The sequence below is a fragment of the Vibrio sp. 99K-1 genome, assembly GCF_013114585.1.
Classification (GTDB): Bacteria; Pseudomonadota; Gammaproteobacteria; order Enterobacterales; family Vibrionaceae; genus Vibrio; species Vibrio chagasii_B.
Genome location: NZ_VTXF01000001.1, coordinates 288,036 through 313,411 on the forward strand (window position 1 = coordinate 288,036; position 25,376 = coordinate 313,411).

The following is a 25,376-nucleotide window of genomic DNA, read 5'->3' on the forward strand; positions in this document are numbered from 1 at the left end:
AGTCCTTTGTGTAGGGTGAGCTAGGAGGTGAGTCCTAGCTCGTTGTTATATTATTGATTTATTAGGGTGTTGCGTTGACTCAAACTAGAGCCGTTCAAAGTGTTACTTGTTTTTGTTGTCGACCAATACTGCCAGAAGAATAACCACTGCTTTTGCAATCATCTGGTAGTAAGAAGAAACGTCTAGTAGGTTTAGGGCGTTGTTCAGGAAGCCGATAATCAGTGCACCAATCAATGTGCCCATGATGCGACCACGACCGCCAGCTAGGCTTGTACCGCCAAGAACCACCGCTGCGATAGCGTCTAGCTCATAACCCATACCTGCGGTTGGTTGAGCCGATGACAAACGAGAAGCCACGATGATGCCCGCTACCGCTGCTAACAGACCACAGATTGCGTAAACGCCGATTTTTACTTTGTCTACGTCGATGCCTGATAGGCGAGTTGCTGATTCGTTGCCGCCAAGCGCGTAAACGTAACGGCCAAAGCGTGTGTGGTTAAGTAGGTACCAAACGGATGCGAATACTACGACCATGATCCAAACTGGAACCGGTACACCCATTGCGTAGCCTGTACCAAACCAAGCGAATGCGTCTGCTGTGTCCGTAAAGCCTGTTGAGATAGGGCGACCGTCGGTGTAAACCATGGTTACACCACGAAGTAGTGTCATGGTTACTAGCGTTGCGATGAAGGCTTGAACCTTACCTTTCGCGATGATCACACCACTGATAGCACCTAATGCTGCGCCAGCTACAAGAGCGGTTGGCACAGCGATCATCACTGGGATTTCCATGCCAATCATGCTGGCAGCGAATGCACCACAAAGCGCCAGTACAGAGCCAACACTCAAGTCGATACCTGCGGTTAAGATAACCAGCGTCATACCTACAGCGATGATTGCGTTAACCGACGTTTGGCGCAGAATGTTTAGGATGTTGTCGACAGTAAAAAAGTTCGGGTTTAAGAAAGAAACGACAACAATCAGAAAGATCAAAGCAATCAATGACTTTTGATCAATCAGCCACTCTTTGCTGATTAACGGCTTTTTCTTCGGCGCTTCAGTTTCAGTTGTTTTGCTCATGGTTTTGGTACTCATGCTGCGTCCTCGTTAATCTTTTTACCGACCGCACACGCCAGTAATAATTCTTGGTTTGCTTCTTTAGCGTCAAATTCACCGCTGATGCGGCCTTCATGCATCACCATGATGCGGTCACTCATTCCTAATACTTCTGGCATTTCAGAGGACACCAAAATGATGCTCATGCCGTCGGCTTTAAACTTATTAATGAGTTGGTAAATCTCTTTTTTCGCACCGACATCGACACCACGGGTTGGCTCGTCGAGAATCAATACTTTTGGTTTAGTCATCAAGCCTTTAGCGATAGCGACTTTCTGCTGGTTACCACCAGAAAGGTTGCCAATGATTTGCTCGCGAGTAGGGGTCTTGATGTTGAATAGCTTGATGAAGTCATCGACTGCGATCACTTCGTCTTTGTGTTGGATTTGACCGCTTTTGGTCAGTAGGTCCAGTGAACAAAGAGACATGTTCTCTTTCACTGAAAGCCCAAGCACTAAGCCGTCACCTTTACGGTCTTCAGATATGTAAGCGATGCCATTAGCAAGGCCATCTTTAGGACTCACAGGGTTGATGGTTTTATTTTCTAAATTGATAACGCCGCGCTCACTTGGAAGGGCACCGTAAATCACTTTCATCAATTCAGTACGACCAGCACCCATTAGCCCTGATACACCTAGGATTTCACCGCGCTTTAGGGTAAAGCTAACGTCATGCACACCTGAGCCAGTAAGACCAATCACTTCTAAGCAGGTTTCACCATGACTTGGTGCGATGCGAGGGTATTGTTCGTCGAGCTTACGACCTACCATCATTTCGATAAGGCCGTCTTCGTCAGTATCTTTTACTTCGCACTGGCCAATGAACTTGCCGTCACGAAGTACAGTGATGTCGTCACAGATCTCGAAAATCTCTTTCAAGCGGTGAGAAATGTAAACAATGCCGCAGCCTTCATCACGTAGCTCGTTGATTACCTTGAACAGAGACTCGGTTTCAGTATCGGTTAGGGCATCTGTTGGTTCATCCATGATGATGACCTTAGATTCAAACGATAGGGCTTTTGCAATCTCTACCATTTGCTGCTCGCCTAGGCTCAGTTCGCCAAGCGGTGTTTTTGAACTGTGCTTTACGTTTAGGCGCTTCAGTAGCTTGTCGGCTTCTTGGTACATCTCGTTCCACAAGATGCGTCCCATGGAGCCGGTGATTTCACGACCTAAGAAGATGTTCTCGGCGATGGTCAGCTCTGGGATCAGGTTCAGTTCTTGGTGAATGATACTGATACCAGCTTGTTGAGAGTCACGAGGCCCTTTGAATGCAGCAGGCTTACCTTGGTACGCGATAGTGCCGCCATCCAATTGATAGATACCTGTTAGCACTTTCATGAGGGTTGATTTACCTGCACCGTTTTCGCCCATTAACGCCATCACGCGTCCTGGGTAAACGTTGAGGCTTGCCTTGTCTAGTGCTTTCACACCAGGGAAGGCCTTCTCAATTGAGCTAAGTTCTAAAATGGCTTGAGTCATGTCGGTTCCTTTACTCGGGGCCAGTTGTATTTGGTTATTCTTTCTTTCAGCTGTCACGCTGGGCTGTCGTTATTTTTCGCTTGAGCTAGAACGTTACGCCAGCTTGGAAAATGACATTCGCGTAAGGTGTGCATTCACCGGTACGAATCACAGCGCGGCTTTCATGAGTGCGCTGTTTAAACTCTTCATGAGTGATGTAAGTAATCGCAATTTCTTTACCACAACGCGCTTCTTCTGTTTTGATTTGATCAATCAGCGCTGCATGATGCTCTGGGCTTACTTTTGCAAATTCTTCCGCGATAACCACACCTTCAATTTGAGATTCATCAAGCATGGTTTTTACGGTTTGAGCAAAGCTCGGCACACCGTGAGTTAAAGCAAGGTCGATACGAGATACATGATCTGGAATCGGTAGCCCTGCATCACAAATCGTAATTTCGTCTGTGTGGCCAAGAGTCGCCACTAAGTAGGAGAGTTCAGAGTTTATTAGAGTACTTTTTTTCATATCACGACCTATCGAAAAAACACGCTTAATGGGATGAGAAACAACTCAAGAAAAGCCATCGAAACGTTTCGATAGTGATAATAGTGTGTGATTTATCATTTGCACCTATGAGAGCTTTAGAGTGTGATAGCGATCATCGAAACGTTTCGATGAGGTGTTTTTTGGTGATCTCAATCACCGTGATTGATTGCATAAATTCGAGGGAAGTAGGGGGCTAGGTTCGTTTTTGTGGAGCCCGATCGTTGGCAAAGCTAGGAACAGGTTTACTCGATGTCTGGCTTTACCGTTGGCTCGAATAGGGCAAAGCCTAAACGAGTTCACCTTCTTTTATTGATAGAGCGTAACCAAACTTGGTGACTGTGAGAATTTGGATATGAGGCGTTCTTAAGCGAGCGAATACGTTACGCAGGTTATAAATAACGTTAGCTAGGGCGTGAGGTGATGAAAGCTCTCCCTCCCAACACTCATCAATAATATGTTCTTTAGTGATTGGCTTTCCTACGTTCTCTACTAGTAGACAGAGCACAGCCAATAACTGAGGGCGTAATGCAATACGGTTACCTTGCTGATTGGTAATCGTTCGAGAGTTGGTATCAATGAGCAGGCCGCTGAAGTCTATGGTGTGGTTCATCGTATTTATGTTCATTTGTTCGAATAGAAAAGATTGGTTTATGACTTGTTGTGCATCGAAAGTGAGCAATCAAAGCGCGCGGATTATGCAAAATCACACCTCTCTTGAAAGTAAGCGCACGTAAGCCACGCGAGAAAAAATATAAAAAACCGTTGGTTTGAAAATGGATGTGGGATTTTTTGTGAAAAATGAAGATGTTTTATTTCTTTGTTATTCAGTTGGTTATTTGTTTTTACTGATTTTGTTGTTCGAAGTTACTAAGTAATTATATTTTTATTTATTTTTTTGTTTTCTGTGAGCGTAATCTGATTGCCAATTCGACGGGGTGTCGGATAACTCTAAAAAGATTGTGCGGTTTGGGAACGCTTAGCAATCTTGATTTGAAATAAGTAAGGTCAAGCAGTAATGAATAACAAACTAATTTTAGGCGTGGCATTGATGTCAGCGGTAGCGACAAACAGTGTAATGGCAGAGGACAGTGGTTTTTACCTTGGCGGTGCAATTGGTACCGTTGATTTTGAAGATGATGACTTAGTTTCATCAAAGACAGAACCTGTGACTTTTGAAGCCGAAGACAACTCTTACCGTCTAATTGCAGGTTACAAGTTTAACCGCATTGTATCGCTTGAGTTTCAATACACAGACTATGGCGACCTAGTTGCAAAAAACCACGCTGATAAAAACGACGGTTTTACTTGGACTCCTCAAACATTATCAGTAGCTGCAAACCTAGGATACACATTTGATAACGGCATGCGTCCATTCGGTATTATCGGTTTATCTTCTATCGACCTAGATATGAAAAACGCAGACGGTTCTCGCCCTTCTGGTTCTAACTTCGACGATACTGGCACTGGTGTACGTTTCGGTGTTGGTGTGGAGTATACCCCACCTAAATTATCAGCATTAAGCCTGCGTCTTGGTTATGAAGCGGATGCATTCACTATCGAGACTTACGAAGGTAGTTTTTGGAATCGTAGAAAAGTAGAAAAAGACATTGTACTAGAGTCGTTCTACCTAGGCGCAACATACAACTTTTAAGTTTCACACTTTGTTAAACGGTAAATCGATTTCGAAATGGGGCGTCGGTTGGCTCAACCCGTTTAGCTAAAGTGAAAGCTGCCGCAATCGTCGGCAGCTTTTTTATACATCGACCAACACGTTCGTCAAAGCTGTTGGTTTAAAGACTCAAGGTAATATGAAGATGAATAAATCTCTATTGAGTGCAGTACTGCTTCTGTCGTCATTTACAGTTCATACGGCATCAGCTTCGGTAACGGATAGCGGCTTTTATCTAGGTGGCGCAATTGGTTCGTCAGACATTGATGATGACGGCTTAGTATCAAAAAGTAATTCAGCCAAAACAGCGACATTTGAAGCGAAAGATAACGCTTATCGCATTATGGCCGGCTATAAGTTTAATCGTATTGCTTCTATTGAGGCTCAATACACGGATTACGGTGATGTAGTTGCGCACAACGCAAAAGTAAACTTTGCTCGCTCTTACAACTTCAGTTGGGCACCAAAGGTTATTTCTTTGAGCGCAAACCTTGGTTACACGTTCGATAACGGATTGCGTCCTTTTGGTGTGGTTGGTTTGTCTAGTATCGACTTAGATTCTAAGGATGGAAGATACAGCGCTTCTCAGATCAAGTCTGATGCCGATATCGGGGCTCGCGTAGGCTTTGGCTTAGAGTACACACCTCCAAAAGCACCGGCTTTCAGTATGCGTTTAGGATACGAAGCTGATGTGTTTGATGCCGAAATTAAGGAGACAAGGTGGAAGGGCTCGGTCGCAGAAAAGAGTAAAAAATATAAAAAGACAGTAACTTTGGACTCTTTCTACTTAGGCGCGATGTACACCTTTTAATATTTTTCGTTTTGCCTAAGAACAGATCCATTTCTAAAAGAAAGTCTATTTCCAAAAGCTAGTCCATTTCTAAATGGGGCGTCGGTTGGCTAAACTCGCTTGGCTAGGCTAAAAAGCCGCAGTGTTTGACTGCGGCTTTTCTGTGTCTAGCTTAGGCCTCGCGGATATGAGCGGTGACGGAAACGACAGCATGATCAGTACTGAATTGGTCGTGTTCGAAGCTTGGGTTAATTAGGTGATGATCGAGCACGGTATAGTTTGATATCTCCATCAAACTCGAAGAGTTCTGGCAGTCAAATTCGTTCGACATCAATATGTAGTCCAATACAGAGCCTGAAGCGCCGTAATAGTGTGTCGGTTTCCGTTGTTCAAGTAAGTCTTCTTCGTGTAATTGATGGTAGAGATCCCAACTGTCTCTCAATCTAAAGTGTGAAAGCCAATGTTGGCTGGTTTCATCTCGATTCAACGAATAGCTCAACAGCCCTTTGAATTCATCGTTGAATAGGGGCTTGTTAAAGTCGCCCATCAACACAACGGGTTGGTCGGTGAGAGAGCGTTGATTGGTAATGTATTGGTGTAGCAGTTGAGCTTCCAGGCCGCGTTGAACACTCGATAGCCAAGACCCTAGTTGTTCCTGGTGAAGTTTAATCAGTGTGTCGCTTTGTGGCTTTTGCTCTGCTGAACTGTCGCTGGGTTCTGCTAGCTCAACTTTTGGCTCAGTTGGGCGTTGTGATTTAAAGTGCACGACATAACAATCGGTTGAGCCTAAGTGAGGCAGTTCAATCGTGGCGTGTACTGGTGTGCGGTTGAATGAGAATTTGTCGCCAAGGTTGAAGGCTGAAAGTTGCTCTAAATCGGGTGTCACAGGCTGCACATTTTCAATTGGGTAACGCGATGCGATACCAACGACAGGGGAGGTGTACAGGTAATCATCTTCAACATGTGCACTATCGACCACGGCAAAGAAGGGGTAACCGATCTCATTCATTAGCTGCTGTAAAGATTCTGGGCTGAAGATCTCTTGAAAGCCAATCACATCGCAATCTGTTGAACGAATCGCCTCAGCAATCCAATGTTGTTTCTTTTGCCATTCATCGAGGCTGTAGATGTTCTCAAAATCATAATAAGCATTCGGCGGCTCAAGGTAGTTCAAAAGGTTGAACGTTGAGAAGGTTACTTGGTTTGGTTTGTTCAAGGTTGAATCCTATTGAAATCACTCTTTTAAGGATATCTAAAATATGGAGATATTGTTCGGATTTAGTTAGTTATTTTCATTTGATCTAGCGAAGGTCGTCGCTTTCTGCTTAGATTCTCTCCATTCGATGCGGTTAAGGTGTCGAGTTTAATTTTCTCTACGATCAATCGGTCGTTTTCTTATGGTTTCACTATGAAAAAATATACCTCTCTCGCTCTTGTATTGTTGAGCGCCTTTTTCTCTGCATCGTCATTGAGTCAATCCCTTAAGCCTGAATCGATTGAGCAAATTGAATCTCGTGTTTCGGCACGCATTGGTCTGGCGGTCTATGATTCTGCGACCAAGAAAGCGTGGAGCTACAAGGGCGACGAACGTTTCCCGATGATGAGCACCTTCAAAACTCTGGCTTGTGCGAACCTTCTTTATGATGCTGAAAACAAAGGGCTGGATTTGGATTCAAAGGTCAACATTAAGTCTGAAGACCTCATTGTTTGGTCTCCAGTGACTAAAGAGCTAGTCGATAAAGGTATTTCACTTAGAGATGCGTGTAGCGCAACCATGACGATGAGTGACAATACCGCCGCAAATATTGTGCTAGGTGGAATAGATGGACCCAATGGCTTAACTCAGTTCCTGCGTTCTATTGGAGACAGCAATACTCGCCTTGATCATTTGGAGCCAGAATTGAATCATGCTCGACCTGGTGATGCTCGCGATACCACAACACCGAATAGTATTGTGATGACGTTGAATGAGTTGATGTATGGCGATACGTTGTCACAAGCGTCTAAAGCGACGTTAAAAGGCTGGATGATGGACAATAAAGTGTCTGACGGAATGTTTCGTTCTATCTTGCCTAGTGGTTGGAATATTGCGGATAGATCAGGGGCGGGCGCTTATGGTTCTCGCGCAATCACGGCTATTGTGTGGAGTGAACATCGAGCTCCGTTGATCATCAGCGTCTCTCTCACAGAAACTGAATTCACTCTCCAACAACGTGACAAGGTGATTAATGAAGTGGGTCAACTTATCTTTGACGCGTATCTGGTGCAGTAGTTAATAGTGCAGTAATCCTACACAATCACGCGCTAGCCACAGGTTCAGCCATAGCGCTAGCGCGTGATATTTCTTAGAGCAGTCCCGAGTAATTTGTAAATAAAGCGTAAGACTTATGGTGCTGATGGTTTTATTAGTTATTACATGATGTTAGATTTGATTCTATACTTGTTTTAACGGCATGCATTCAAAGCCGACAAATCAAGCTGAATATTGAATTCATGACATTTGAAGGGAGAGTCAAATGGGAACAGATCTTCGACGCAAGGCCTCGCAGCGCACTCAGTTTTTCAGGTTAAAGTTAGCCTCATGTGCAGTTATGCTGCCGCTTATTGCTCTACAACCCTCCGTTACTTACGCATCCGATACCGAATCCACTCCCGCTGTCACTGTTATTGAAACCACACAACTGGTTGGTTTTGGTGAAGCAAAATACCCAGCCAACTTTACTCACTTCGATTATGTTAATCCGAATGCGCCTAAATTCGGCAAAGTGACCTACGGCAGCATTGGTACCTACGATAGCTTTAATCGATTCGGCTCCCGTGGTGTTGCCGCTAGTTATTCCGGTGAAATTTACGATACTTTGATGTTTTCACCGAGTGATGAAATTGATGCCTACTATCCATTGATTGCTTCTAAAGTTCGTTATGCGAGTGATTTCTCTTGGATGGAAATCGATATCAACCCGAATGCTAAATTCCATGATGGTCAGTCCATCACAGCCCATGATGTGGCGTTTACCTTCATGAAATTTTCGACAGAAGGTGTGCCTCAATATCGTGTGTACTACAAAGACATCGAATCCGTTACCGCGGTTTCTGACTTGGTTGTTCGTATCGAGATGAATAATCCGAACCGTGAGAAGTTGTTTAGCTTTGCTCAAAGCACTCGCGTGTTACCAAAGCACTTTTGGAAAGACAGAAAACTCTCTGAGCCGCTAAGTGAACCGCCAGTAGGCAGCGGTCCTTATAAGATCATCAGTTATAAGTCGGGTCAAAGTGTTACCTACGGCCTTGATGAAAACTATTGGGCTGCAGATTTGCCCGTTAACGTGGGTCGCAATAACTTTAAGGAAGTGCAGTACGATTACTATCGTGATGACACCGTGATGTTAGAAGCCTTTAAAGCAGGGGAGTTTGACCTTCGTACTGAAAACTCAGCTAAGTTCTGGGCCAACTCTTATACAGGCGCAAACTTCGACAAAGGCTATATCGTCAAAGAAGAGATCAACCACGAGAAGCCAGAGTCGACTCAGGGCTTTGTCTACAATATTCAATCTCCAGTGTTCTCAGATCCTAAAGTTCGTGAAGCGTTAACGTATGCGATGGACTTTGAGTGGATGAATAAGAACATGTTCTATGGCCAGTACAAGCGCACTCGTAGTTACTTCCAAAACACTGACTATGAAGCGAAAGGCTTACCAAGTGAAGACGAAGTGGCGTTGCTGTCTCAATACAAAGACCAGATCCCACCGCGAGTGTTTACCGAAGAATACCAACCACCAGTCACCGATGGCAGTGGTCGTATTCGTAGCCAAATGCGCACGGCATTTAAACTGCTGAAGGAAGCGGGTTGGGTACTAAAAGACAAAGTAATGACCAACGAAAAGACTGGTAAGCCAATGTCGTTTGAGTTGTTGATTTACAGCCCAACGACGGAGCGTATTGCTACACCTGTTCAAAAGAACCTTAAGCGAATGGGGATCGAGATGAAGATCCGCACGGTCGATACCACGCAATACATCAAGCGTCTGCGTGATCGAGATTTCGATATGGTCTCTTCATCGTTTTCGCCAAACCCTTACCCAAGCCCGAACTTAATGATTGTTTGGAACTCTAACTACATTGATTCTACTTACAATACAGCGGGTGTAGTGGATCCTGTGGTCGATGCGTTAACTGAAGAAATCGCGCGTAACCAACAGAACCCAGAAAAGCTCCTTACGCTAGGTCGCTCTCTTGACCGTGTGTTGCAGTGGAACTTCTACAACATTCCTCAATGGCACGTTGGTGAATACCGAGTGGCGATGTGGGACAAGTTTGAGCGTCCGGATGTGCTGCCTAAATACGATTTAGGTATCGATACATGGTGGATTTCAGAAGAGAAGGCGGCATTGCTTCCTGAGAAACGTCGCTAGGAGTTAGTTAGCATGGCTGCGTATATATTTCGACGTTTGTTGTTGGTGATCCCCACGCTGTGGGCGATCATCACGATTAACTTTTTCATCATTCAGATTGCGCCAGGCGGGCCTGTAGAGCAGGCTGTGGCGCAATTAGAAGGGCATAACTCTGGTATTATGGAGCGCTTTTCTGGTGGTGGACAAGAGGTTGATTTAAGCGAGAGTGATCAAGCGTCTGCTAGTGGCTATAAAGGCTCACGCGGGCTGGATCCGGAAGTGGTTGAAGAGATCAAAAAGCAGTTTGGTTTTGATAAGCCGATTCACGTTCGCTACTTTGAGATGTTGAAAAACTACGCGACCTTTAACTTTGGTGAAAGCCTGTTTAAGGGCGGTAATGTTATCGATTTAATCATCGAGCGCTTGCCCGTCTCTATTTCTCTGGGGCTTTGGAGTACGTTAATCATTTACGTGATTTCGATACCTCTGGGCATTATGAAGGCGATACACCACGGCTCTCGTTTTGATATTTGGTCGAGCGCGGTGGTGATTGTCGGTTATGCGGTCCCTGGCTTCTTGTTTGCTATCATTCTGATTATCTTATTTGCCAGCGGTAACTACTTCAGTTGGTTCCCTTTGCGAGGGTTAGTATCGAGCAACTTCGACCAACTCAATTGGTATCAGCAAATCGGTGACTATTTCTGGCACTTAGCATTGCCTATTTTCGCCATGGTGATCGGTGGTTTTGCCACGCTCAGCATGCTGACCAAAAACTCCTTCCTTGATGAAATTAACAAGCAATATGTGGTAACGGCACGAGCGAAAGGTTTGGACGAGAACAGTATTCTCTACAAACACGTTTTCCGTAACGCGATGTTGATCATTATTGCCGGTTTCCCAAGCGCATTTATTAGTATTTTCTTCACGGGTTCTATGTTGATTGAAGTGATGTTTTCACTTGAAGGCATTGGTTTACTTGGCTTTGAGTCGACCATTCAACGTGACTATCCCGTGGTGTTCAGTTCTCTCTATATCATGACCTTATTAGGCTTGGTTCTGAGTATTATCTCCGACCTGACTTATACTTGGGTTGATCCTCGAATTGATTTTGAAGCGCGTTAATGGCGAACGAATAACAAGGTATTGATAATAAATGTTTAACAACCCTTTAGCTCAAGCTCGTTGGTTACGTTTTAAAGCAAATAAGCGTGGTTTTATCTCCCTTTGGATATTTACCATCTTGTTTGGCTTGAGCCTGTTCGCTGAAATCATCGCGAACGATAAGCCATTATTGGTTTCTTATGACAATCAATGGTTTGTGCCTGTCATTAATGAATACGCAGAGACAGAATTCGGTGGGGAGTTTGAAACCGAAGCCGACTATAAAGACCCGTATGTAATCGACCTCATTGAAGAGAGTGGCTATATCGTATGGCCCATCATTCCTTTTAGCTACGACACTATCAACTTTGATATCGCAGGCGCGGTACCATCGGAGCCTGACTCGGTTAACTGGTTAGGGACAGATGACAAAGGGCGAGATGTGTTGGCGAGAATTATTTACGGCTTTCGTATCTCGGTACTCTTTGGTTTTGTTCTGACGATTGTTTCAAGTGTCATTGGTGTGGTCGTTGGGGCTACACAAGGTTATTACGGCGGTTGGGTTGACCTGTTTGGGCAACGTTTCATCGAGGTGTGGTCCGGAATGCCGACCTTGTTCTTGCTGATTATTTTGTCGAGTTTTATCGAGCCGAATTTCTGGTGGTTGCTGGGGATTATGGTGCTGTTTAGCTGGATGAGTTTGGTGGGCATTGTTCGCGCTGAGTTCTTACGTTGTCGTAACTTCGACTATGTACGTGCGGCACAAGCGATGGGCGTCGATGACAAACGCATTATGCTTCGTCACATGTTGCCGAACGCTATGGTTGCGTCCCTAACTATGATGCCGTTTATCTTGTCTGGTTCGGTGACCACGCTGACGTCGTTAGATTTCTTGGGCTTTGGTCTTCCTGCGGGGTCGCCTTCGTTAGGTGAGCTCTTGGCGCAAGGTAAAGCTAACTTACAAGCGCCTTGGCTTGGTATTTCCGCGTTCGTTGTACTTTCTTTGATGCTTACGTTACTTGTCTTCGTCGGTGAAGCGGTACGTGATGCCTTCGACCCACACCAACAGAAGTAAGGATAGGTTATGACTTCAAATACAGCTCCTGCTTCTCCAGTGCTAACCATAGATAAACTGTCTGTGGGTTTTGGAAGAAAGAAGGCGATAGAGCAGGTAACACACGATGTTTCGCTCGAAATATACAAAGGTGAAACACTGGCGCTGGTGGGAGAGAGTGGCTCGGGTAAATCGGTGACGGCTAACTCGATCTTAAAGCTACTGCCTAAAGGCTCGTCGCATTACTTGAGCGGAAAGATTAACTTCTCTGGTAGCGACATCTTGAGTTGTTCTGAGAGGCAACTGCGCGGTATTCGTGGTGGTCGCATCGGGATGATCTTCCAAGAGCCGATGGTGTCACTGAATCCGCTTCATCGAATCGGCAAGCAGTTGGTTGAAACCCTCGCTATTCACCGCGGTATGCGCACAAATAAAGCGCAAGCCTTGGCGATAGAGTGGTTATCTAAAGTAGGTATCCGTCATCCAGAGCAAAAAATATTAGCCTATCCGCATGAGTTATCTGGAGGTGAGCGTCAGCGTGTGATGATCGCGATGGCACTGATTAATGAGCCAGAGCTGCTTATTGCTGACGAGCCAACGACTGCACTGGATGTGTCGGTGCAAGCGCAGATCCTCGACTTGCTAAAAGACCTGCAGCAAGAGCTTGGCATGGCGATGCTGTTTATCACCCATGATTTGAGTATTGTTCGTAAGATTGCCGATAGAGTTGCGGTGATGAAAGATGGTCGTCTTGTCGAAAGCAACGACTGCCAGACACTGTTTAATGCGCCAGCTCACCCTTACACACAAAAGCTAATCAATTCAGACCCGAAAGGCTTGCCTGTGCCTGTGTCACCCGACAGCAAACCGCTACTCGATGTAGATCAACTTCGAGTTTGGTTCCCGATCACGGGTGGCCTATTTAAGCGTACTATTTCGCACATAAAAGCGGTCACTGATATGGAGTTCACCCTTAAGAAAGGGCACTCCATTGGCTTAGTGGGTGAGAGTGGTTCGGGTAAGTCGACTACAGGTATGGCGATATTAAAGCTGGTGGAGAGTGAAGGTTCGATCACTTATGAAAGCGAGCAGCTTCAAGGGCTAAACCGCCAGCAGATGCTACCATTTCGAAGCCGTATGCAAGTCGTCTTTCAAGACCCATTCTCTGCGTTGAATCCAAGAATGTCGGTGGCACAAGTGATTGGTGAAGGCTTACGCGTCCATCAGCAGCTGGATGAGACCGAACTGGACCAACGGATCTGTGATGTGATGAAAGAGGTCGACCTTGACCCTGAAACACGTCACCGTTACCCAAATGAATTTTCGGGCGGTCAAAGACAGCGCATTGCGATTGCGCGAGCACTGATTCTGAAACCAGAGTTTATCTTGTTAGATGAGCCTACATCTTCGTTAGACAGAACCGTTCAAGCGCAAGTGCTGGATCTACTGAAGTCACTACAAGAAAAGTACGATCTTACGTACCTGTTCATCAGTCACGACCTGAACGTCGTCAAATCCCTATGTCATTACACCATAGTGATGAAAGCGGGTGAGGTGATAGAGAAAGGTGACACTGAGACGCTGTTTAGCGCTCCTCAACACGAATACACCAAACAGTTGGTGAGCCTCTCGAACGTGGGTGGCGTGTAAGTCGCCAATAGAAGCACTATTCTTTATAACAAGGGCGATCAGGTTGAATTCAACATGGTCATTTAGTGGTTTTACGATTACACTGCGCCCAATATTTCAGAAGTACATATTTAGGTAGAGGTCACCATGGACCAAGAACAATACGAAGACGCTGACTACGAAGGTTACGAGCACGGCGCAGAAGGCGAAGAGATTGAAATCGAGGCGATTGGTGTCGATGTATCATCTCAGCCGATTGAGCTTTACAAGGTGTTCAAGATCGCGAACCTAGTGAGTGGCGGTGGCGAAGCCAAGCATGTCATCTCTGAAGGTTACGTTGCGGTAAACGGTGAGCTGGAAACACGTAAGCGTCGTAAAATGTACGATGGTGACTTCTTTGAGTTTAACCAAGAATACTATGTAGTGTGCTGTGACCAGCCAGTACAAGAAGTAGAAGATAAACCAAAGAAAAAAGAAGCGGCTAAGAAAGACAACAAGTCGAAAAAAGGCCAGTCTAAAAAGGGTTCAAGCAAGAAAGAATCACAGCGCAGCACTGCAGATATGCTAAGCGCTAAAGCTGAACCTAAGAAACAGAAAAAAGAGAAGAAGAAAGAAAACAAGCCGAAAAAGAAAGCGGACACGCCAAAGCCAACACGTGACGACAAAAGCGGCCGTAATTCTATCGAATTCTTCTAATTTGCAGCTCTAAACTGCTGGTCTGAAACTCTTTTATAGCTTATTAGCTGCGCTACATATTTTTAGCGCTTGCGAGATACTAAAAGGCTCACTTTGATAGTGAGCCTTTTTTGTTTGAAATTCAGCGTTTGGCTTTAATTTCGCTTTGCTTCGCCACAAAATCTACAAACCTATCCCTGAGTGGGTTCTCACTCTCTCCATTCCATATCAATCCGACAGGCCAAGTGGCATGTTCACCTTGTAATGCAATGAATTCAACTTTGGTGTTGCTTATCTGCTGCGCGCTGCTCGGTACTATGGTAAAGCCAATATTGGCCGATACTAAGGCTAGCAAGGTAAGAATATCGTCAGCTTCTTGTGTCTTTGATAGCTCGATATTATTGGCGAGGCAATATTGCTGGATCTGTTTGTCTAGTCCGGGTCCACGATGTTGGGCGAGCTTTAGGTAAGGCCATTTCGCTAACTCAGAGATAATCAGAGTTTTGCTTGGCGCTTGCTTGAGAAGATCTTTGTGTATCGCAATCACAAGGGAGTCATCGAAAAGCGTTAGGCTGTTTAGAACGGATGAATCGGGGATACGATTGAAGCTGATATCGAGTTCGTGAGTCAATAACTCATCCGTCTGTTGCTTAGAAGGAGTGTCATTCAAGGTGATGTGAACATTTGGCTGCTGTTGCTTGTACGCAGCAATCATCTTAGGTGCCTCGTGATAAGTGGACACGCCAAATCCAATGTTTAAATGCCCCTCTGTCCCATTGACCACCGAGCCAGAAAGCTGCTGAAAGGCTTGCATTGAATCGACCAAGCGTTGGGCTTCTGCCAGTAAGGTTTTGCCTGCATGCGTCAGTTCGGCGCCATTTCTGCCGCGAGAGAACAGGCTCGCCCCAATATTGGATTCAAGCCGCTGAATCTTTTTGGTGAGTGCCGATTGAGTAATGTAGAGCTGCTCTGAAGCTAAACGATAATTTCCCGACTTAGCCAGCTGACAAAATGCCTTCAGTAAATCAAATTCCATTCCAAACGCTCATTGAACTACGAATATCTTTCATTATATGGAATTGAAGCGATTTTTTATACTGGCTCCATAGCAAATCGGATAAAGCGAAAATTTGAGGACGAATCATGAAAAGAGACATCAAAGTAGCATCGGTTCAGTTTAACCATCATGCCGGCGACAAGGCGTACAACTTATCGGTGATTGAGCATTACGTTCAACAAGCGGCGGACAGTGGTGTCGAGATCATTAGCTTCCCAGAGATGTGTATTACTGGCTACTGGTATGTGTCTGCTTTGTCGCGAGACGAAATCGAAGCTCTCGCGGAGCCAGTACCGAGCGGTGAATCCACTCAACAGCTGGTTGCACTAGCAACACGATTTGGAATGAGTGTTGGTGCTGGCTTGATAGAGCAGGGTATTGATGGTGAGTTATACAATACGTATGTCTTCGCGATGCCAAATGGTGAGGTACAGAAACATCGCAAATTGCACACGTTCGTAAGCCCATATATGAGCAGCGGCGATCAATACACGGTGTTCGATACGCCCCACGGTTGCAAAGTCGGGATCTTGATTTGTTGGGATAATAACTTGGTTGAGAACGTTCGAATTACCGCTTTGAAAGGTGCCGATATATTGATTGCACCACATCAAACGGGCGGTTGCCACTCGCGTAGCCCCAATGCGATGAAGCGAATTGACCCAGATTTATGGTTAAACCGAGATGAAAACACAGAGGCGATTCGTGCTGAAATGCAGGGCAAGAATGGGCGCGAATGGCTAATGCGTTGGTTACCGGCAAGAGCGCACGATAATGGCATGTTTGTGGTGTTCAGTAACGGTGTTGGCGTTGATATGGATGAAGTAAGAACGGGCAATGCGATGATCCTAAGCCCTTATGGGGAGATCATCACAGAGACGGACAGCGTTGATGACGATATGGTGGTTGCGGGTTTGCAAGCGCAAGAGTTAGAGATGTGCACCGGGAGACGTTGGATTCGTGGTCGCAAGCCTGAGCTTTATCATTCACTGACGCAGCCGCTCGGACATGAACTGGACCCACACCAAGCGCGTTTTGCAGAGAAATAATGTTGAAGTTGCTGGTGGAGAAAGTGAGTGAATCAAGCGAGTGATTAATGGGGAAGTGGGGAAGGGATCGGTCTTTAGCTCTTAATTTAGTCTCCCCACTTAAATCGTTTTTAAGTGGGGAGACTATCTACACTGGGATAAGCAATTGCCTATGTTTAGTGGCGAGTTCGAGACGAAGTAAGATCCGCAGCTCTAAGTTGAGCAATCGCTTTTGCTAGTTCAAGCTGAGCTTGTGCGAAGTTAACGTCTACGTTGCCCTTATTGATGTTTTCTAGGGCAGCGTGTTTAGCTTCTTCAGCGCGAGCGCGGTCAATGTCTTTTGCGTGCAAAGCGGTATCGGCCAACACCGTTACCACATCCGGTTGAACTTCAATCATCCCACCAGACACATAAAGTACTTCATCTTCTGCTTTTGGGTCGGTGACAAATACCGTCACGCCCGGTTTTATTTTGCTGAGAAGCGGGGAGTGACCGGGACGAATCCCGAGTTCACCATCTGCTCCAGAAACGGCTAGGGCATATGCCGGCCCTGAAAACAGCGTACCTTCCGCACTTACGATATTAAGTTGAAATGTATTGTCTGTAATTCCAATAGCCATGATGCACCTACCTGTTAGAGTGATTTCGCTTTTTCAAGCACTTCGTCGATAGAGCCACAGTACAAGAATGCTTGCTCTGGAATGTCGTCGTATTCACCATTCAATAGGCCTTTGAAGCCTCTTAGCGTTTCGCTGAGTGGTACAAACACACCTTTCTGACCGGTAAAGACTTCCGCTACGTGGTAAGGCTGAGTTAAGAAACGTTCAATCTTACGAGCGCGAGATACGACCTGCTTATCTTCTGTAGAAAGCTCATCCATACCAAGAATCGCGATGATGTCCTTTAGCTCTTTGTAGCGTTGCAGCGTAGTTTGAACCGTTTGTGCAATGTCGTAGTGCTCTTGGCCTACGATCAGTGGGTCCAATTGACGTGACGTTGAATCTAGCGGGTCAATCGCAGGGTATAGACCCAGTGCTGCGATGTTACGAGACAGTACAACGGTCGCATCTAAGTGAGCAAAGGTGGTTGCTGGTGATGGGTCAGTCAAGTCATCCGCAGGTACGTATACCGCTTGGATAGAGGTGATAGAGCCCTGTTTTGTTGACGTGATGCGCTCTTGAAGTACACCCATCTCTTCCGCCAATGTTGGCTGGTAACCTACCGCTGAAGGCATACGACCTAATAGCGCAGATACTTCTGTCCCTGCAAGCGTGTAACGGTAGATGTTATCGATGAATAAGAGTACGTCACGGCCTTCATCACGGAAGCGTTCAGCCATAGTTAGGCCAGTAAGCGCAACACGTAGACGGTTACCCGGTGGCTCGTTCATTTGGCCGTAAACCATGGCAACTTTGTCTAGTACGCCGGCTTCTTTCATTTCGTAGTAGAAGTCGTTACCTTCACGAGTACGTTCACCTACACCGGTAAATACAGACAAACCTGAGTGAGCTTTGGCGATGTTGTTGATAAGCTCCATCATGTTGACGGTTTTACCTACACCGGCACCACCAAACAGACCAATTTTACCACCCTTAGCGAATGGACAGATAAGGTCGATAACCTTAACACCTGTCTCAAGCAATTCAGTGCTGTTAGCTTGTTCTTCATAAGAAGGGGCTTCGCGGTGGATCTCGTAGTTCTCTTTTTGGCCGATTTCGCCACATTCATCGATAGGTTGGCCAAGCACGTTCATGATACGGCCTAGTGTTTCTTCACCGACTGGAACTGTGATTGGAGAACCTGTGTTTTCAACAGTTAGGCCACGACGTAAGCCGTCTGATGTACCCATCGCAATACAGCGAACAATGTTGCCGCCGAGTTGCTGTTGAACTTCTAATACCAGCGAGCTTGCTTCGTCGCTAGTGACTTTCAATGCATCATAAACGCGTGGGCTGTTATTGCCGCTAAACTCGACGTCGACCACCGCGCCGATCACTTTTACTATTTTTCCAACACTCATGTGTAATTCCTCAAATTCTATTCTGACCCGCTCTTCCTGCCCTTAGACAGCTTGAGCACCTGAGACGATTTCACTCAGTTCTTGGGTAATGGCAGCTTGTCGTGCCTTGTTGTACACCAACTGCAAATCATCGATGAGCTGACCAGCGTTGTCGGTAGCGGCTTTCATGGCTACCATTCGTGCAGCTTGCTCACAGGCGATGCTCTCAACGATGCCTTGATACACTTGAGATTCGATGTATCGGTGTAACAGTTCAGAGAGTATGTCTCTTGGCGCTTGTTCATAGATGTAGTCCCAACGACGCGCTTTCTTGGCTTCACCGTCTGCCTCTGAGTCAGAAGGGTGGGGTAGAAGCTGTAAAGTCGTTGGAGCCTGAACCATGGTGTTAACGAACTGGTTGTAAACTAAGTACAAGCTGTCGATTTTGCCTTCGTCATAGTGACCAAGCATCGCGTTAACCGTACCTAAGATGTCTTCTAACTTTGGTGCGTCACCTAGGCCTGAGGTTTGTGCGATAACATTGCCGCCGCGTTGGAAAAATGAGATAGCTTTTGAACCAATTAAGGTGGTTTCTACCTCAACGCCTTTAGCACTCCATTGCTCCATTTCTTCCAGCACTTTCTTGAACAAGTTGGAGTTCAAGCCACCACATAAGCCGCGGTCAGACGAAATAATGATGTAAGCCACGCGCTTAGGTTCACGCTGTTGAAGGTAAGGGTGCTGGTATTCCAGCGACCCTGATGCAACATGGGAGATAACCTTACGCATGTTTTCGGCATATGGTCGCGTCTGCGTCATGTTGTCTTGAACCTTACGCATCTTACTTGCCGCGACCATTTCCATTGCACTTGTGATTTTCTGAGTGTTACTAACACTGGCTATCTTGGTGCGAATTTCTTTAGTACTTGCCATAATCTGCTCCTATTTGTTTTTGTTTCCAGCTAACAAACCGGAGCACTTACCAAGCTTTCATCCCAACAAAACCTTCTAGAATCTCTTTAAGAGCGCTATCGATTTCGTCGTTGTAATCACCTGTCGCGTTAATCTTGTCGATCAGCGCTGGGTTTTGAGCTTTGGCGTACGCGATCAGCTCTTCTTCGAAGCGGGCTAGGTTGTTTAGCTCAACGTCGACTAAGTAGCCTTTTTCAGCCGCGTAAATCACAGTAGCTTGCTCTGCAACCGACATAGGGGAGTACTGCTTTTGCTTCATCAGTTCAGTCACACGCTCACCATGGTCAAGTTGCTTGCGCGTCATCTCATCTAGATCAGAAGAGAACTGAGCGAATGCCGCCAATTCACGGTATTGAGCCAGCGAAGTACGGATACCGCCAGATAGCTTCTTGATGATCTTGCACTGGGCAGCACCACCCACACGAGATACCGAGATGCCTGGGTCAACGGCTGGACGTAAGCCTGCGTTAAATAGCTGAGTCTGTAGGAAAACCTGACCGTCGGTAATCGAGATTACGTTGGTTGGTACGAATGCCGATACGTCACCCGCTTGAGTTTCAATAATAGGCAGCGCGGTTAATGAGCCTGTTTGGCCTTTCACTTCACCGTTAGTGAACTTCTCTACATACTCTGCATTGACTCGTGCTGCGCGTTCTAGCAGGCGTGAGTGAAGGTAGAATACGTCGCCAGGGAAGGCTTCACGACCCGGTGGGCGTTTAAGTAGCAATGAGATTTGGCGGTATGCGACTGCTTGTTTGGATAGGTCATCGTAGATGATCAGTGCATCTTCACCACGGTCACGGAAGTATTCGCCCATGGTGCAACCCGCGTAGGGTGCTAGGTATTGAAGCGCTGCTGATTCTGATGCTGATGCGACAACCACGATGGTGTTTTTAAGTGCGTCGTGCTCTTCGAGCTTGCGAACCACGTTAGCGATGGTTGACGCTTTTTGACCAATCGCCACATACACACATTTAATGCCTGAATCTTTTTGGTTGATGATGGCATCGATTGCTAGTGCCGTTTTACCTGTCTGACGGTCACCAATGATCAGTTCACGTTGACCACGACCGATAGGCACCATGGTATCTACCGCTTTGTAGCCAGTCTGAATTGGCTGGTCTACAGACTTACGTTCAATTACACCAGGGGCAATCACTTCTACTGGGTCAAGACGGTCACAACTTACGGGGCCTTTACCATCAATCGGCTCACCTAGGGTATTTACTACACGGCCCAGAAGCCCGTTACCTACAGGTACTTCCAAGATACGCCCAGTGCCTTTTACTTTCATGCCTTCAGAAAGGTCAATGTAAGGGCCCATTACCACCGCACCAACAGAGTGGGTGTCTAGGTTAAGTGCAAGTGCGTATTTGCCGCCAGGTAGTTCAATCATCTCGCCTTGCATCACATCTGCAAGACCGTTGATTGTGATGATGCCATCACGAACCGATACGATAGTGCCTTCGTTGCGAGCTTCAGTGCTCACGTTAAATTGCGAGATTCGTTCTCTAATTAGATCACTAATTTCATTTGAATTTAATTGCATTTTATTACCTATCTCGCGTGAAGTTGATTAGCTAATCGGCTTATTGATGTGTTCAATGAACCATCGATAACGGTTTCACCCGCCTTGATGACGATCCCACCGACCAGTGAGTCGTCAATCACCTGTTCTAATTCAACCTGACGCTCTAATTTCTTCTCAAGTGCAGCCGTTAATGAGGTAACTTGACCTGATGTAAGGCATTCTGAGCTGGTGACAGTGACAGGAATTACACGTTCATGTTCGTCCTTCAGCTCGCTGAACAAGCTAAACAAGTCTTTTACGACGGAAAGGCGACCATTCTCAGCCAACACTCGAATTAGGTTGATAACGTGTTCATCAACCAACCCTTGGCAAACGTGAATGATGAGATTGGCGAGCTGTTCAGTTTGTTGGGCGCTTGCCCCTTCTGCTGAGATAATCTGATCAGCGATCGCCTCTTCTTCCGTTACTGCCACAAGAATCGAAAGCATCGAGTGCCACTCTTGTAACTTGTTTTCACCCAAAGCAAAGTCGAATGAGGCTTTGGCGTAGGGATGAGCAATATTGGTGTAATCTGACATACTGCCTCCGCTTACAGTTCGCTAATGAGTTGATCAACTAACGCTCGGTTCGTTTCTGAATCTAGGTTTTTGTTGATCAGTTTCTGTGCACTTTGAATAACAGCGTCTGCCATGTCTGCCTGAAGTTCACGACGTAACTTTTGACGCTCACTCTCTAGTTCGGCTCTGCCTTGCTCTAAGATGCGAGCTTTTTCTTGCTCGGCTTCTTCGTGCGCTAAGCTGATGATTTCATTGCGGCGTTTTTTGCCTTGTTCAATCAGTTCAGTGACGTTGCGTTTTGCATCTTCGACCAGTTGTGCGCCATTGGATTTTGCTAGTTCTAGTTCTTTCGCTGCATTCTCTGAATGGCGTAAACCATCAGCAATTTCTTTTTGGCGCTCGTCTAACATTGCGGTGAGAGGGGGCCATACATATTTCATGCATAGCCAAACAAAAATCACGAATGAGATTGCTTGCCCGAACATGCTTGCATTTAAGTTCATACCTTCCTCGCTAAATCTTGATTAATTACAAATCGATCTTTTCAAAGCTTTTTGATTAAGCCACGGCGAAGATGATGTATAGACCGATACCAACACCGATCATTGGTACTGCATCCACAAGACCCATCATGATGAAGAATTGAGTACGAAGCATTGGGGTAAGGTCTGGTTGACGAGCAACACCTTCAAGGTATTTACCTGCCAAATTACCAATACCTGACGCTGCACCTGCCGCACCTAAACCAATCAGTAATGCACCTGCTACATATAAAACTGCGCTTACGATATCCATTTGTATCTCCGATAAATAATTTGTTAGTTAAATTTTTTAGTTATTAATTAGTGGTGTTCTTCTGTTGCCATACCTAAATAAACAACGGTCAGTACCATAAATATAAATGCTTGCAAGAATACGATTAATATGTGGAATAGTGCCCAAGGAACACTCAGTGCCCATTGCATCCACCATGGCATTAATGCGATCAGAATAAATATCATCTCACCTGCATACATGTTTCCAAATAATCGTAAGCCTAGTGATATAGGTTTTGAAATTAATGTTATTAATTCAAGAACTAAGTTAACAGGGTATAAAAGAGGGTTATCAAATGGCTGCGTAGTAAGCTCTTTGATAAAGCCTTTCAATCCTTTATTTTTAAATGTATAAGTCAACAGTAAGATAAATACACCGAGTGCCATCGACATTGGAATATTTACGTCCGCCGTTGGTAGATCTCTAAAGTGTTCTAGACCCATTGCACGACTTAATGCTGGTATGAAATCTATTGGTAATAAATCGACCGCGTTCATTAACAACACCCAAACAAAAGTGGTTAATGCCAGTGGCCCTATTAATTTATCCTCCGCTTGAAAAATCTCTTTTACTAGGTTGTTTACAAAATCAAATATCAGTTCGATAAAACATTGAAATCGACCTGGAACACCGCTGGTGCCCTTAGTCACTACGTATCGAAAAGCTCCAATAAACAGTAAACCCGTAATCCAAGATACCAACATCGAGTCGATGTTGAACGCCCAGAAACCATCACCTGTAGTTAAGAAGGTTAAGTGATGCTCTATGTATTCGTGAGCGGTAGTTACTTGATCCATACTACACGTACTCCGATCTTGTAGAGGCAGTAATAAATGGTGTTAAGAAGTACCCAACCATAGTGAGAATATATGCGTACAATATTACTGGGTTATCCAATTTGAAAAACTGGAACGCCAAGATAAACATTAAGAACGTATAAGTTATTTTCACGACACGACTCATTTGCATTAAGTCACGTAAACTATAATTAGGATTCTTGCGCACCTTTAGGCTTGCATATATAAAACCAAACAGCGGAGGTAGCATCGCAATAACGATACCCAAAGCCGACGATTCCATATCTACTTTATTACCAAAAAACACTTCATATAAAACTACACCGACGGCTAATACTACTTGGCAGAGAACAACTCTTTTAGCAGCAACAAGAATGTCACCACTTATCCCATTAAGCCTCATAATAAAACCTTATATTTAACAGTGTAAGCTCATATAAAACACAGTTTGAATATGTCTTGCTACTCGCATTTACTTGTTAATAAAACTTTGCTTGTTAACAAAGAGATAATCTTGCTGGTTTTATATCTCCTGACGAAATAGAACGATATAAACTAATTCGCTCTCGTTTCGACAAAATATAAACTACGCCTAAAATTATGTGATCAAAACGACAAATATCGACATCAATAATTCCATTTTTGAAATGGGTGTTTTCCATTTATGAAAGTAATAATTCTGTCACTATAATCATGAATATTTCAGATGATTTACTGATAACTTTAAGTATTGATAACTGCTCGAATAAATCAGGGTCAAGCCACGTGTGTTTAAGGTAATCAATTTATATTTTTCAGACACTTAAATTAACTTTTCATCAGAGTTAGAGTCGGACTCTAGATGTGTTAATTCATCACTATTTGGTTATTTATAGGGAGCGGCGTGCGTTTATTAACGCAGAAATATATATTTTTTATTTATTACTCATGAAGCGTGGAAAAACTGTGTTACATCAATGGTTATCCGCATTTTTGTTACTCATCGAGGTATTTATGGCCGGTTAGATTGGATGGTAAGGGGAAGAATTGAGAGTGTTAAAACCGTTTTTATGAAGTTCAAACTCCACTTAAGAGCTTGTTGATAGTGGTTGATGCGGCCAGATAAAGCGTATTTTGAAGCAACAAATGGCAGTGCAGCACTGCCATTTGCTAAACCTTGTTTATGAAGCTTCATAGCTCAGATATTGAATACACAAGTCATGAAAAGCTTGCGCTTGGGGTGAGATAGTACGGTCAGACAGTCGGAATATTCCAATTTGTCGCTGTAACGGCGGGTCGATCAAAGGAATCCACACTAAACGTGTTTCATTGGTTGGAAAAGCAAGCTTAGGCAGCGTGGTTACCCCAATGCCTAGTTCCAACACTGAAAACAGAGAAGTAATGTTCTCTACGGAATACAGGGCTTGTTCGCTGAGCATACGTGCAGGTGTTGGATCGAGTAGGGTGCAAGTCCCGTTACGAATGAAGGGCTGTTTTAACAGAGTTTGCCATTCGATCCCTTCAGGTTGAGCGGCGATAGGGTTGTCCTTTAAGCAGACCACACCGATAGGATCGGAAAGAAGTGGGGTGAAGTCGATACTCTCTTCTTCTAAATGGGAGGTGTTGCCTAGGGCGACATCTACTTCTCCAGAGAGTAATCGTGCTTCTACACCTGCCGCATTATCGTCAATCAAACTCACTTCTACATTCGGGTATTGCTCACAAAAGGCCCCTAACACGCTAGGGATCAATTTGGCTGCCACCGAAGGCACGCTCGCTATTCGAACTCTTCCTTGTTGCCCAGCCGCCGCTGCACGTAAGTCGTTGTCTAATGCTTTGTAAACATTCAAGAATTGAATGATTTTTGGTAGGCATATTTCACCAAAAGGTGTCAGTGTAGATTTGTTGCCTGTTTCAAACAGTGGCTGACCAAGTATCTTCTCAAGCTCTTTTATTGAAGTAGACAGTGCCGCTTGAGAGCGATTTGCTCGGTGAGAGGCGGCACGAAATCCACCTTCTTCGACCACTAAAACAAAATGTTTTAACTGTTGTAGCTTAATACTCATGACTTCGATCCCTCTCTAGCCCTTGCTATATCTTACTTTTTGTAAGGTGATAGATTTTATTTATCAAATGCACAAAATTTACCGTTAGATTTATCAGGCGTCAAGGTGCAGTATTTAACTATCTTGAAACATAGTTGTTACA

General features: G+C 45.0%; 25 protein-coding genes. 9 read left to right on the top strand and 16 right to left on the bottom strand.

Going from position 1 to position 25,376, the window contains the following annotated elements; all coding sequences use genetic code 11:
• Window positions 1–102 precede the first annotated feature (102 nt).
• The 4 genes from rbsC to F0228_RS01300 form a co-directional block, all read right to left on the bottom strand.
• Window positions 103–1,095 carry a ribose ABC transporter permease gene (rbsC, locus tag F0228_RS01285; RefSeq protein WP_171731062.1) on the bottom strand — a complete coding sequence of 331 codons (993 nt, stop codon included), beginning with the start codon at window positions 1,093–1,095 and terminating at the stop codon, window positions 103–105.
• A complete protein-coding gene (gene rbsA, locus F0228_RS01290) occupies window positions 1,092–2,597 on the bottom strand; it encodes a ribose ABC transporter ATP-binding protein RbsA (RefSeq protein WP_171761731.1) in 1,506 nt (501 codons plus the stop codon). The genes rbsC and rbsA overlap by 4 nt, the downstream gene beginning before the upstream one ends.
• Window positions 2,598–2,682: 85 nt before the next feature.
• A complete protein-coding gene (rbsD, locus tag F0228_RS01295; RefSeq protein WP_105058081.1) occupies window positions 2,683–3,102 on the bottom strand; it encodes a D-ribose pyranase in 420 nt (139 codons plus the stop codon).
• Window positions 3,103–3,409: 307 nt separating this feature from the next.
• Window positions 3,410–3,733, bottom strand: coding sequence for a winged helix-turn-helix domain-containing protein (locus F0228_RS01300; protein ID WP_061031102.1), 324 nt, complete (start codon window positions 3,731–3,733; stop codon window positions 3,410–3,412).
• Between the two features lie 405 nt (window positions 3,734–4,138).
• Here F0228_RS01300 and F0228_RS01305 point away from each other — a divergent pair, with 405 nt between their 5' ends.
• Both F0228_RS01305 and F0228_RS01310 read left to right on the top strand, forming a co-directional pair.
• Window positions 4,139–4,774 carry a porin family protein gene (locus F0228_RS01305; protein ID WP_171761732.1) on the top strand — a complete coding sequence of 212 codons (636 nt, stop codon included), beginning with the start codon at window positions 4,139–4,141 and terminating at the stop codon, window positions 4,772–4,774.
• Between the two features lie 163 nt (window positions 4,775–4,937).
• Window positions 4,938–5,603: an outer membrane beta-barrel protein gene (locus F0228_RS01310; RefSeq protein ID WP_171761733.1), complete on the top strand. Its 666-nt coding sequence runs from the start codon at window positions 4,938–4,940 to the stop codon at window positions 5,601–5,603.
• A gap of 151 nt (window positions 5,604–5,754) precedes the next feature.
• Here F0228_RS01310 and F0228_RS01315 read toward each other — a convergent pair whose 3' ends face one another.
• Window positions 5,755–6,798: an endonuclease/exonuclease/phosphatase family protein gene (locus F0228_RS01315; RefSeq protein ID WP_171761734.1), complete on the bottom strand. Its 1,044-nt coding sequence runs from the start codon at window positions 6,796–6,798 to the stop codon at window positions 5,755–5,757.
• 192 nt (window positions 6,799–6,990) lie between these two features.
• Here F0228_RS01315 and bla point away from each other — a divergent pair, with 192 nt between their 5' ends.
• The 6 genes from bla (at window position 6,991) to F0228_RS01345 (ending at window position 14,453) form a co-directional block, all read left to right on the top strand.
• Window positions 6,991–7,854 (top strand): class A beta-lactamase, encoded by an 864-nt coding sequence (bla, locus tag F0228_RS01320; protein WP_171761735.1) that lies wholly within the window; start codon window positions 6,991–6,993, stop codon window positions 7,852–7,854.
• A 244-nt stretch (window positions 7,855–8,098) separates the two neighbouring features.
• Window positions 8,099–9,994: an extracellular solute-binding protein gene (locus F0228_RS01325; RefSeq protein WP_171761736.1), complete on the top strand. Its 1,896-nt coding sequence runs from the start codon at window positions 8,099–8,101 to the stop codon at window positions 9,992–9,994.
• Window positions 9,995–10,006: 12 nt separating this feature from the next.
• Entirely contained in the window at window positions 10,007–11,095 is a 1,089-nt protein-coding gene (locus F0228_RS01330; protein ID WP_061031098.1) for a microcin C ABC transporter permease YejB, read from the top strand.
• A gap of 31 nt (window positions 11,096–11,126) precedes the next feature.
• Window positions 11,127–12,149, top strand: a complete 1,023-nt coding sequence (locus F0228_RS01335; RefSeq protein ID WP_171761737.1) for an ABC transporter permease — start codon at window positions 11,127–11,129, stop codon at window positions 12,147–12,149.
• 9 nt (window positions 12,150–12,158) lie between these two features.
• Window positions 12,159–13,778: a microcin C ABC transporter ATP-binding protein YejF gene (gene yejF / locus F0228_RS01340; protein WP_105058086.1), complete on the top strand. Its 1,620-nt coding sequence runs from the start codon at window positions 12,159–12,161 to the stop codon at window positions 13,776–13,778.
• Window positions 13,779–13,904: 126 nt separating this feature from the next.
• A complete protein-coding gene (locus F0228_RS01345) occupies window positions 13,905–14,453 on the top strand; it encodes an RNA-binding S4 domain-containing protein (protein ID WP_171761738.1) in 549 nt (182 codons plus the stop codon).
• A gap of 121 nt (window positions 14,454–14,574) precedes the next feature.
• Here the strand turns inward: F0228_RS01345 and F0228_RS01350 are convergent, their stop codons facing one another.
• Entirely contained in the window at window positions 14,575–15,468 is an 894-nt protein-coding gene (locus F0228_RS01350) for a LysR family transcriptional regulator (protein WP_171761739.1), read from the bottom strand.
• A gap of 107 nt (window positions 15,469–15,575) precedes the next feature.
• Here F0228_RS01350 and F0228_RS01355 point away from each other — a divergent pair, with 107 nt between their 5' ends.
• The gene (locus F0228_RS01355) at window positions 15,576–16,538 is read left to right on the top strand and encodes a nitrilase family protein (protein ID WP_171761740.1); all 963 of its coding nucleotides are present in this window, start codon (window positions 15,576–15,578) and stop codon (window positions 16,536–16,538) included.
• A 155-nt stretch (window positions 16,539–16,693) separates the two neighbouring features.
• Here the strand turns inward: F0228_RS01355 and F0228_RS01360 are convergent, their stop codons facing one another.
• From F0228_RS01360 to F0228_RS01405, 10 genes are all read right to left on the bottom strand, one after another.
• Complete coding sequence (locus tag F0228_RS01360; protein WP_004741161.1) at window positions 16,694–17,137, bottom strand: F0F1 ATP synthase subunit epsilon; 444 nt, start codon at window positions 17,135–17,137, stop codon at window positions 16,694–16,696.
• Between the two features lie 14 nt (window positions 17,138–17,151).
• Window positions 17,152–18,537: a F0F1 ATP synthase subunit beta gene (gene atpD, locus F0228_RS01365; RefSeq protein WP_004741162.1), complete on the bottom strand. Its 1,386-nt coding sequence runs from the start codon at window positions 18,535–18,537 to the stop codon at window positions 17,152–17,154.
• A 42-nt stretch (window positions 18,538–18,579) separates the two neighbouring features.
• Window positions 18,580–19,449: a F0F1 ATP synthase subunit gamma gene (gene atpG, locus F0228_RS01370; protein ID WP_061031083.1), complete on the bottom strand. Its 870-nt coding sequence runs from the start codon at window positions 19,447–19,449 to the stop codon at window positions 18,580–18,582.
• 46 nt (window positions 19,450–19,495) lie between these two features.
• On the bottom strand, window positions 19,496–21,037 hold the full coding sequence (gene atpA / locus F0228_RS01375; protein WP_061031082.1) for a F0F1 ATP synthase subunit alpha: 1,542 nt from the start codon (window positions 21,035–21,037) through the stop codon (window positions 19,496–19,498).
• Window positions 21,038–21,045: 8 nt separating this feature from the next.
• Window positions 21,046–21,597 carry a F0F1 ATP synthase subunit delta gene (locus F0228_RS01380; protein ID WP_004741165.1) on the bottom strand — a complete coding sequence of 184 codons (552 nt, stop codon included), beginning with the start codon at window positions 21,595–21,597 and terminating at the stop codon, window positions 21,046–21,048.
• Window positions 21,598–21,608: 11 nt separating this feature from the next.
• A complete protein-coding gene (locus F0228_RS01385; protein WP_004741166.1) occupies window positions 21,609–22,079 on the bottom strand; it encodes a F0F1 ATP synthase subunit B in 471 nt (156 codons plus the stop codon).
• 55 nt (window positions 22,080–22,134) lie between these two features.
• Window positions 22,135–22,371, bottom strand: a complete 237-nt coding sequence (atpE, locus tag F0228_RS01390) for a F0F1 ATP synthase subunit C (RefSeq protein ID WP_004730405.1) — start codon at window positions 22,369–22,371, stop codon at window positions 22,135–22,137.
• A gap of 47 nt (window positions 22,372–22,418) precedes the next feature.
• A complete protein-coding gene (gene atpB / locus F0228_RS01395) occupies window positions 22,419–23,189 on the bottom strand; it encodes a F0F1 ATP synthase subunit A (protein ID WP_017060838.1) in 771 nt (256 codons plus the stop codon).
• A gap of 1 nt (window position 23,190) precedes the next feature.
• Entirely contained in the window at window positions 23,191–23,592 is a 402-nt protein-coding gene (locus F0228_RS01400) for a hypothetical protein (RefSeq protein WP_061031080.1), read from the bottom strand.
• A gap of 757 nt (window positions 23,593–24,349) precedes the next feature.
• Entirely contained in the window at window positions 24,350–25,234 is an 885-nt protein-coding gene (locus F0228_RS01405) for a LysR family transcriptional regulator (RefSeq protein WP_105058091.1), read from the bottom strand.
• Between the last annotated feature and the right edge of the window lie 142 nt (window positions 25,235–25,376).

Excerpts from the sequence above, each read along its gene's own strand:
- rbsC (WP_171731062.1), bottom strand. The coding sequence starts at position 1,095 with ATGAGTACCAAAACCATGAGCAAAACAACTGAAACTGAAGCGCCGAAG.
- rbsA (WP_171761731.1), bottom strand. The coding sequence starts at position 2,597 with ATGACTCAAGCCATTTTAGAACTTAGCTCAATTGAGAAGGCCTTCCCT.
- rbsD (WP_105058081.1), bottom strand. The coding sequence starts at position 3,102 with ATGAAAAAAAGTACTCTAATAAACTCTGAACTCTCCTACTTAGTGGCG.
- F0228_RS01300 (WP_061031102.1), bottom strand. The coding sequence starts at position 3,733 with ATGAACCACACCATAGACTTCAGCGGCCTGCTCATTGATACCAACTCT.
- F0228_RS01305 (WP_171761732.1), top strand. The coding sequence starts at position 4,139 with ATGAATAACAAACTAATTTTAGGCGTGGCATTGATGTCAGCGGTAGCG.
- F0228_RS01310 (WP_171761733.1), top strand. The coding sequence starts at position 4,938 with ATGAATAAATCTCTATTGAGTGCAGTACTGCTTCTGTCGTCATTTACA.
- bla (WP_171761735.1), top strand. The coding sequence starts at position 6,991 with ATGAAAAAATATACCTCTCTCGCTCTTGTATTGTTGAGCGCCTTTTTC.
- F0228_RS01325 (WP_171761736.1), top strand. The coding sequence starts at position 8,099 with ATGGGAACAGATCTTCGACGCAAGGCCTCGCAGCGCACTCAGTTTTTC.
- F0228_RS01330 (WP_061031098.1), top strand. The coding sequence starts at position 10,007 with ATGGCTGCGTATATATTTCGACGTTTGTTGTTGGTGATCCCCACGCTG.
- F0228_RS01335 (WP_171761737.1), top strand. The coding sequence starts at position 11,127 with ATGTTTAACAACCCTTTAGCTCAAGCTCGTTGGTTACGTTTTAAAGCA.
- yejF (WP_105058086.1), top strand. The coding sequence starts at position 12,159 with ATGACTTCAAATACAGCTCCTGCTTCTCCAGTGCTAACCATAGATAAA.
- F0228_RS01345 (WP_171761738.1), top strand. The coding sequence starts at position 13,905 with ATGGACCAAGAACAATACGAAGACGCTGACTACGAAGGTTACGAGCAC.
- F0228_RS01350 (WP_171761739.1), bottom strand. The coding sequence starts at position 15,468 with ATGGAATTTGATTTACTGAAGGCATTTTGTCAGCTGGCTAAGTCGGGA.
- F0228_RS01355 (WP_171761740.1), top strand. The coding sequence starts at position 15,576 with ATGAAAAGAGACATCAAAGTAGCATCGGTTCAGTTTAACCATCATGCC.
- F0228_RS01360 (WP_004741161.1), bottom strand. The coding sequence starts at position 17,137 with ATGGCTATTGGAATTACAGACAATACATTTCAACTTAATATCGTAAGT.
- atpD (WP_004741162.1), bottom strand. The coding sequence starts at position 18,537 with ATGAGTGTTGGAAAAATAGTAAAAGTGATCGGCGCGGTGGTCGACGTC.
- atpG (WP_061031083.1), bottom strand. The coding sequence starts at position 19,449 with ATGGCAAGTACTAAAGAAATTCGCACCAAGATAGCCAGTGTTAGTAAC.
- atpA (WP_061031082.1), bottom strand. The coding sequence starts at position 21,037 with ATGCAATTAAATTCAAATGAAATTAGTGATCTAATTAGAGAACGAATC.
- F0228_RS01380 (WP_004741165.1), bottom strand. The coding sequence starts at position 21,597 with ATGTCAGATTACACCAATATTGCTCATCCCTACGCCAAAGCCTCATTC.
- F0228_RS01385 (WP_004741166.1), bottom strand. The coding sequence starts at position 22,079 with ATGAACTTAAATGCAAGCATGTTCGGGCAAGCAATCTCATTCGTGATT.
- atpE (WP_004730405.1), bottom strand. The coding sequence starts at position 22,371 with ATGGATATCGTAAGCGCAGTTTTATATGTAGCAGGTGCATTACTGATT.
- atpB (WP_017060838.1), bottom strand. The coding sequence starts at position 23,189 with ATGGATCAAGTAACTACCGCTCACGAATACATAGAGCATCACTTAACC.
- F0228_RS01400 (WP_061031080.1), bottom strand. The coding sequence starts at position 23,592 with ATGAGGCTTAATGGGATAAGTGGTGACATTCTTGTTGCTGCTAAAAGA.
- F0228_RS01405 (WP_105058091.1), bottom strand. The coding sequence starts at position 25,234 with ATGAGTATTAAGCTACAACAGTTAAAACATTTTGTTTTAGTGGTCGAA.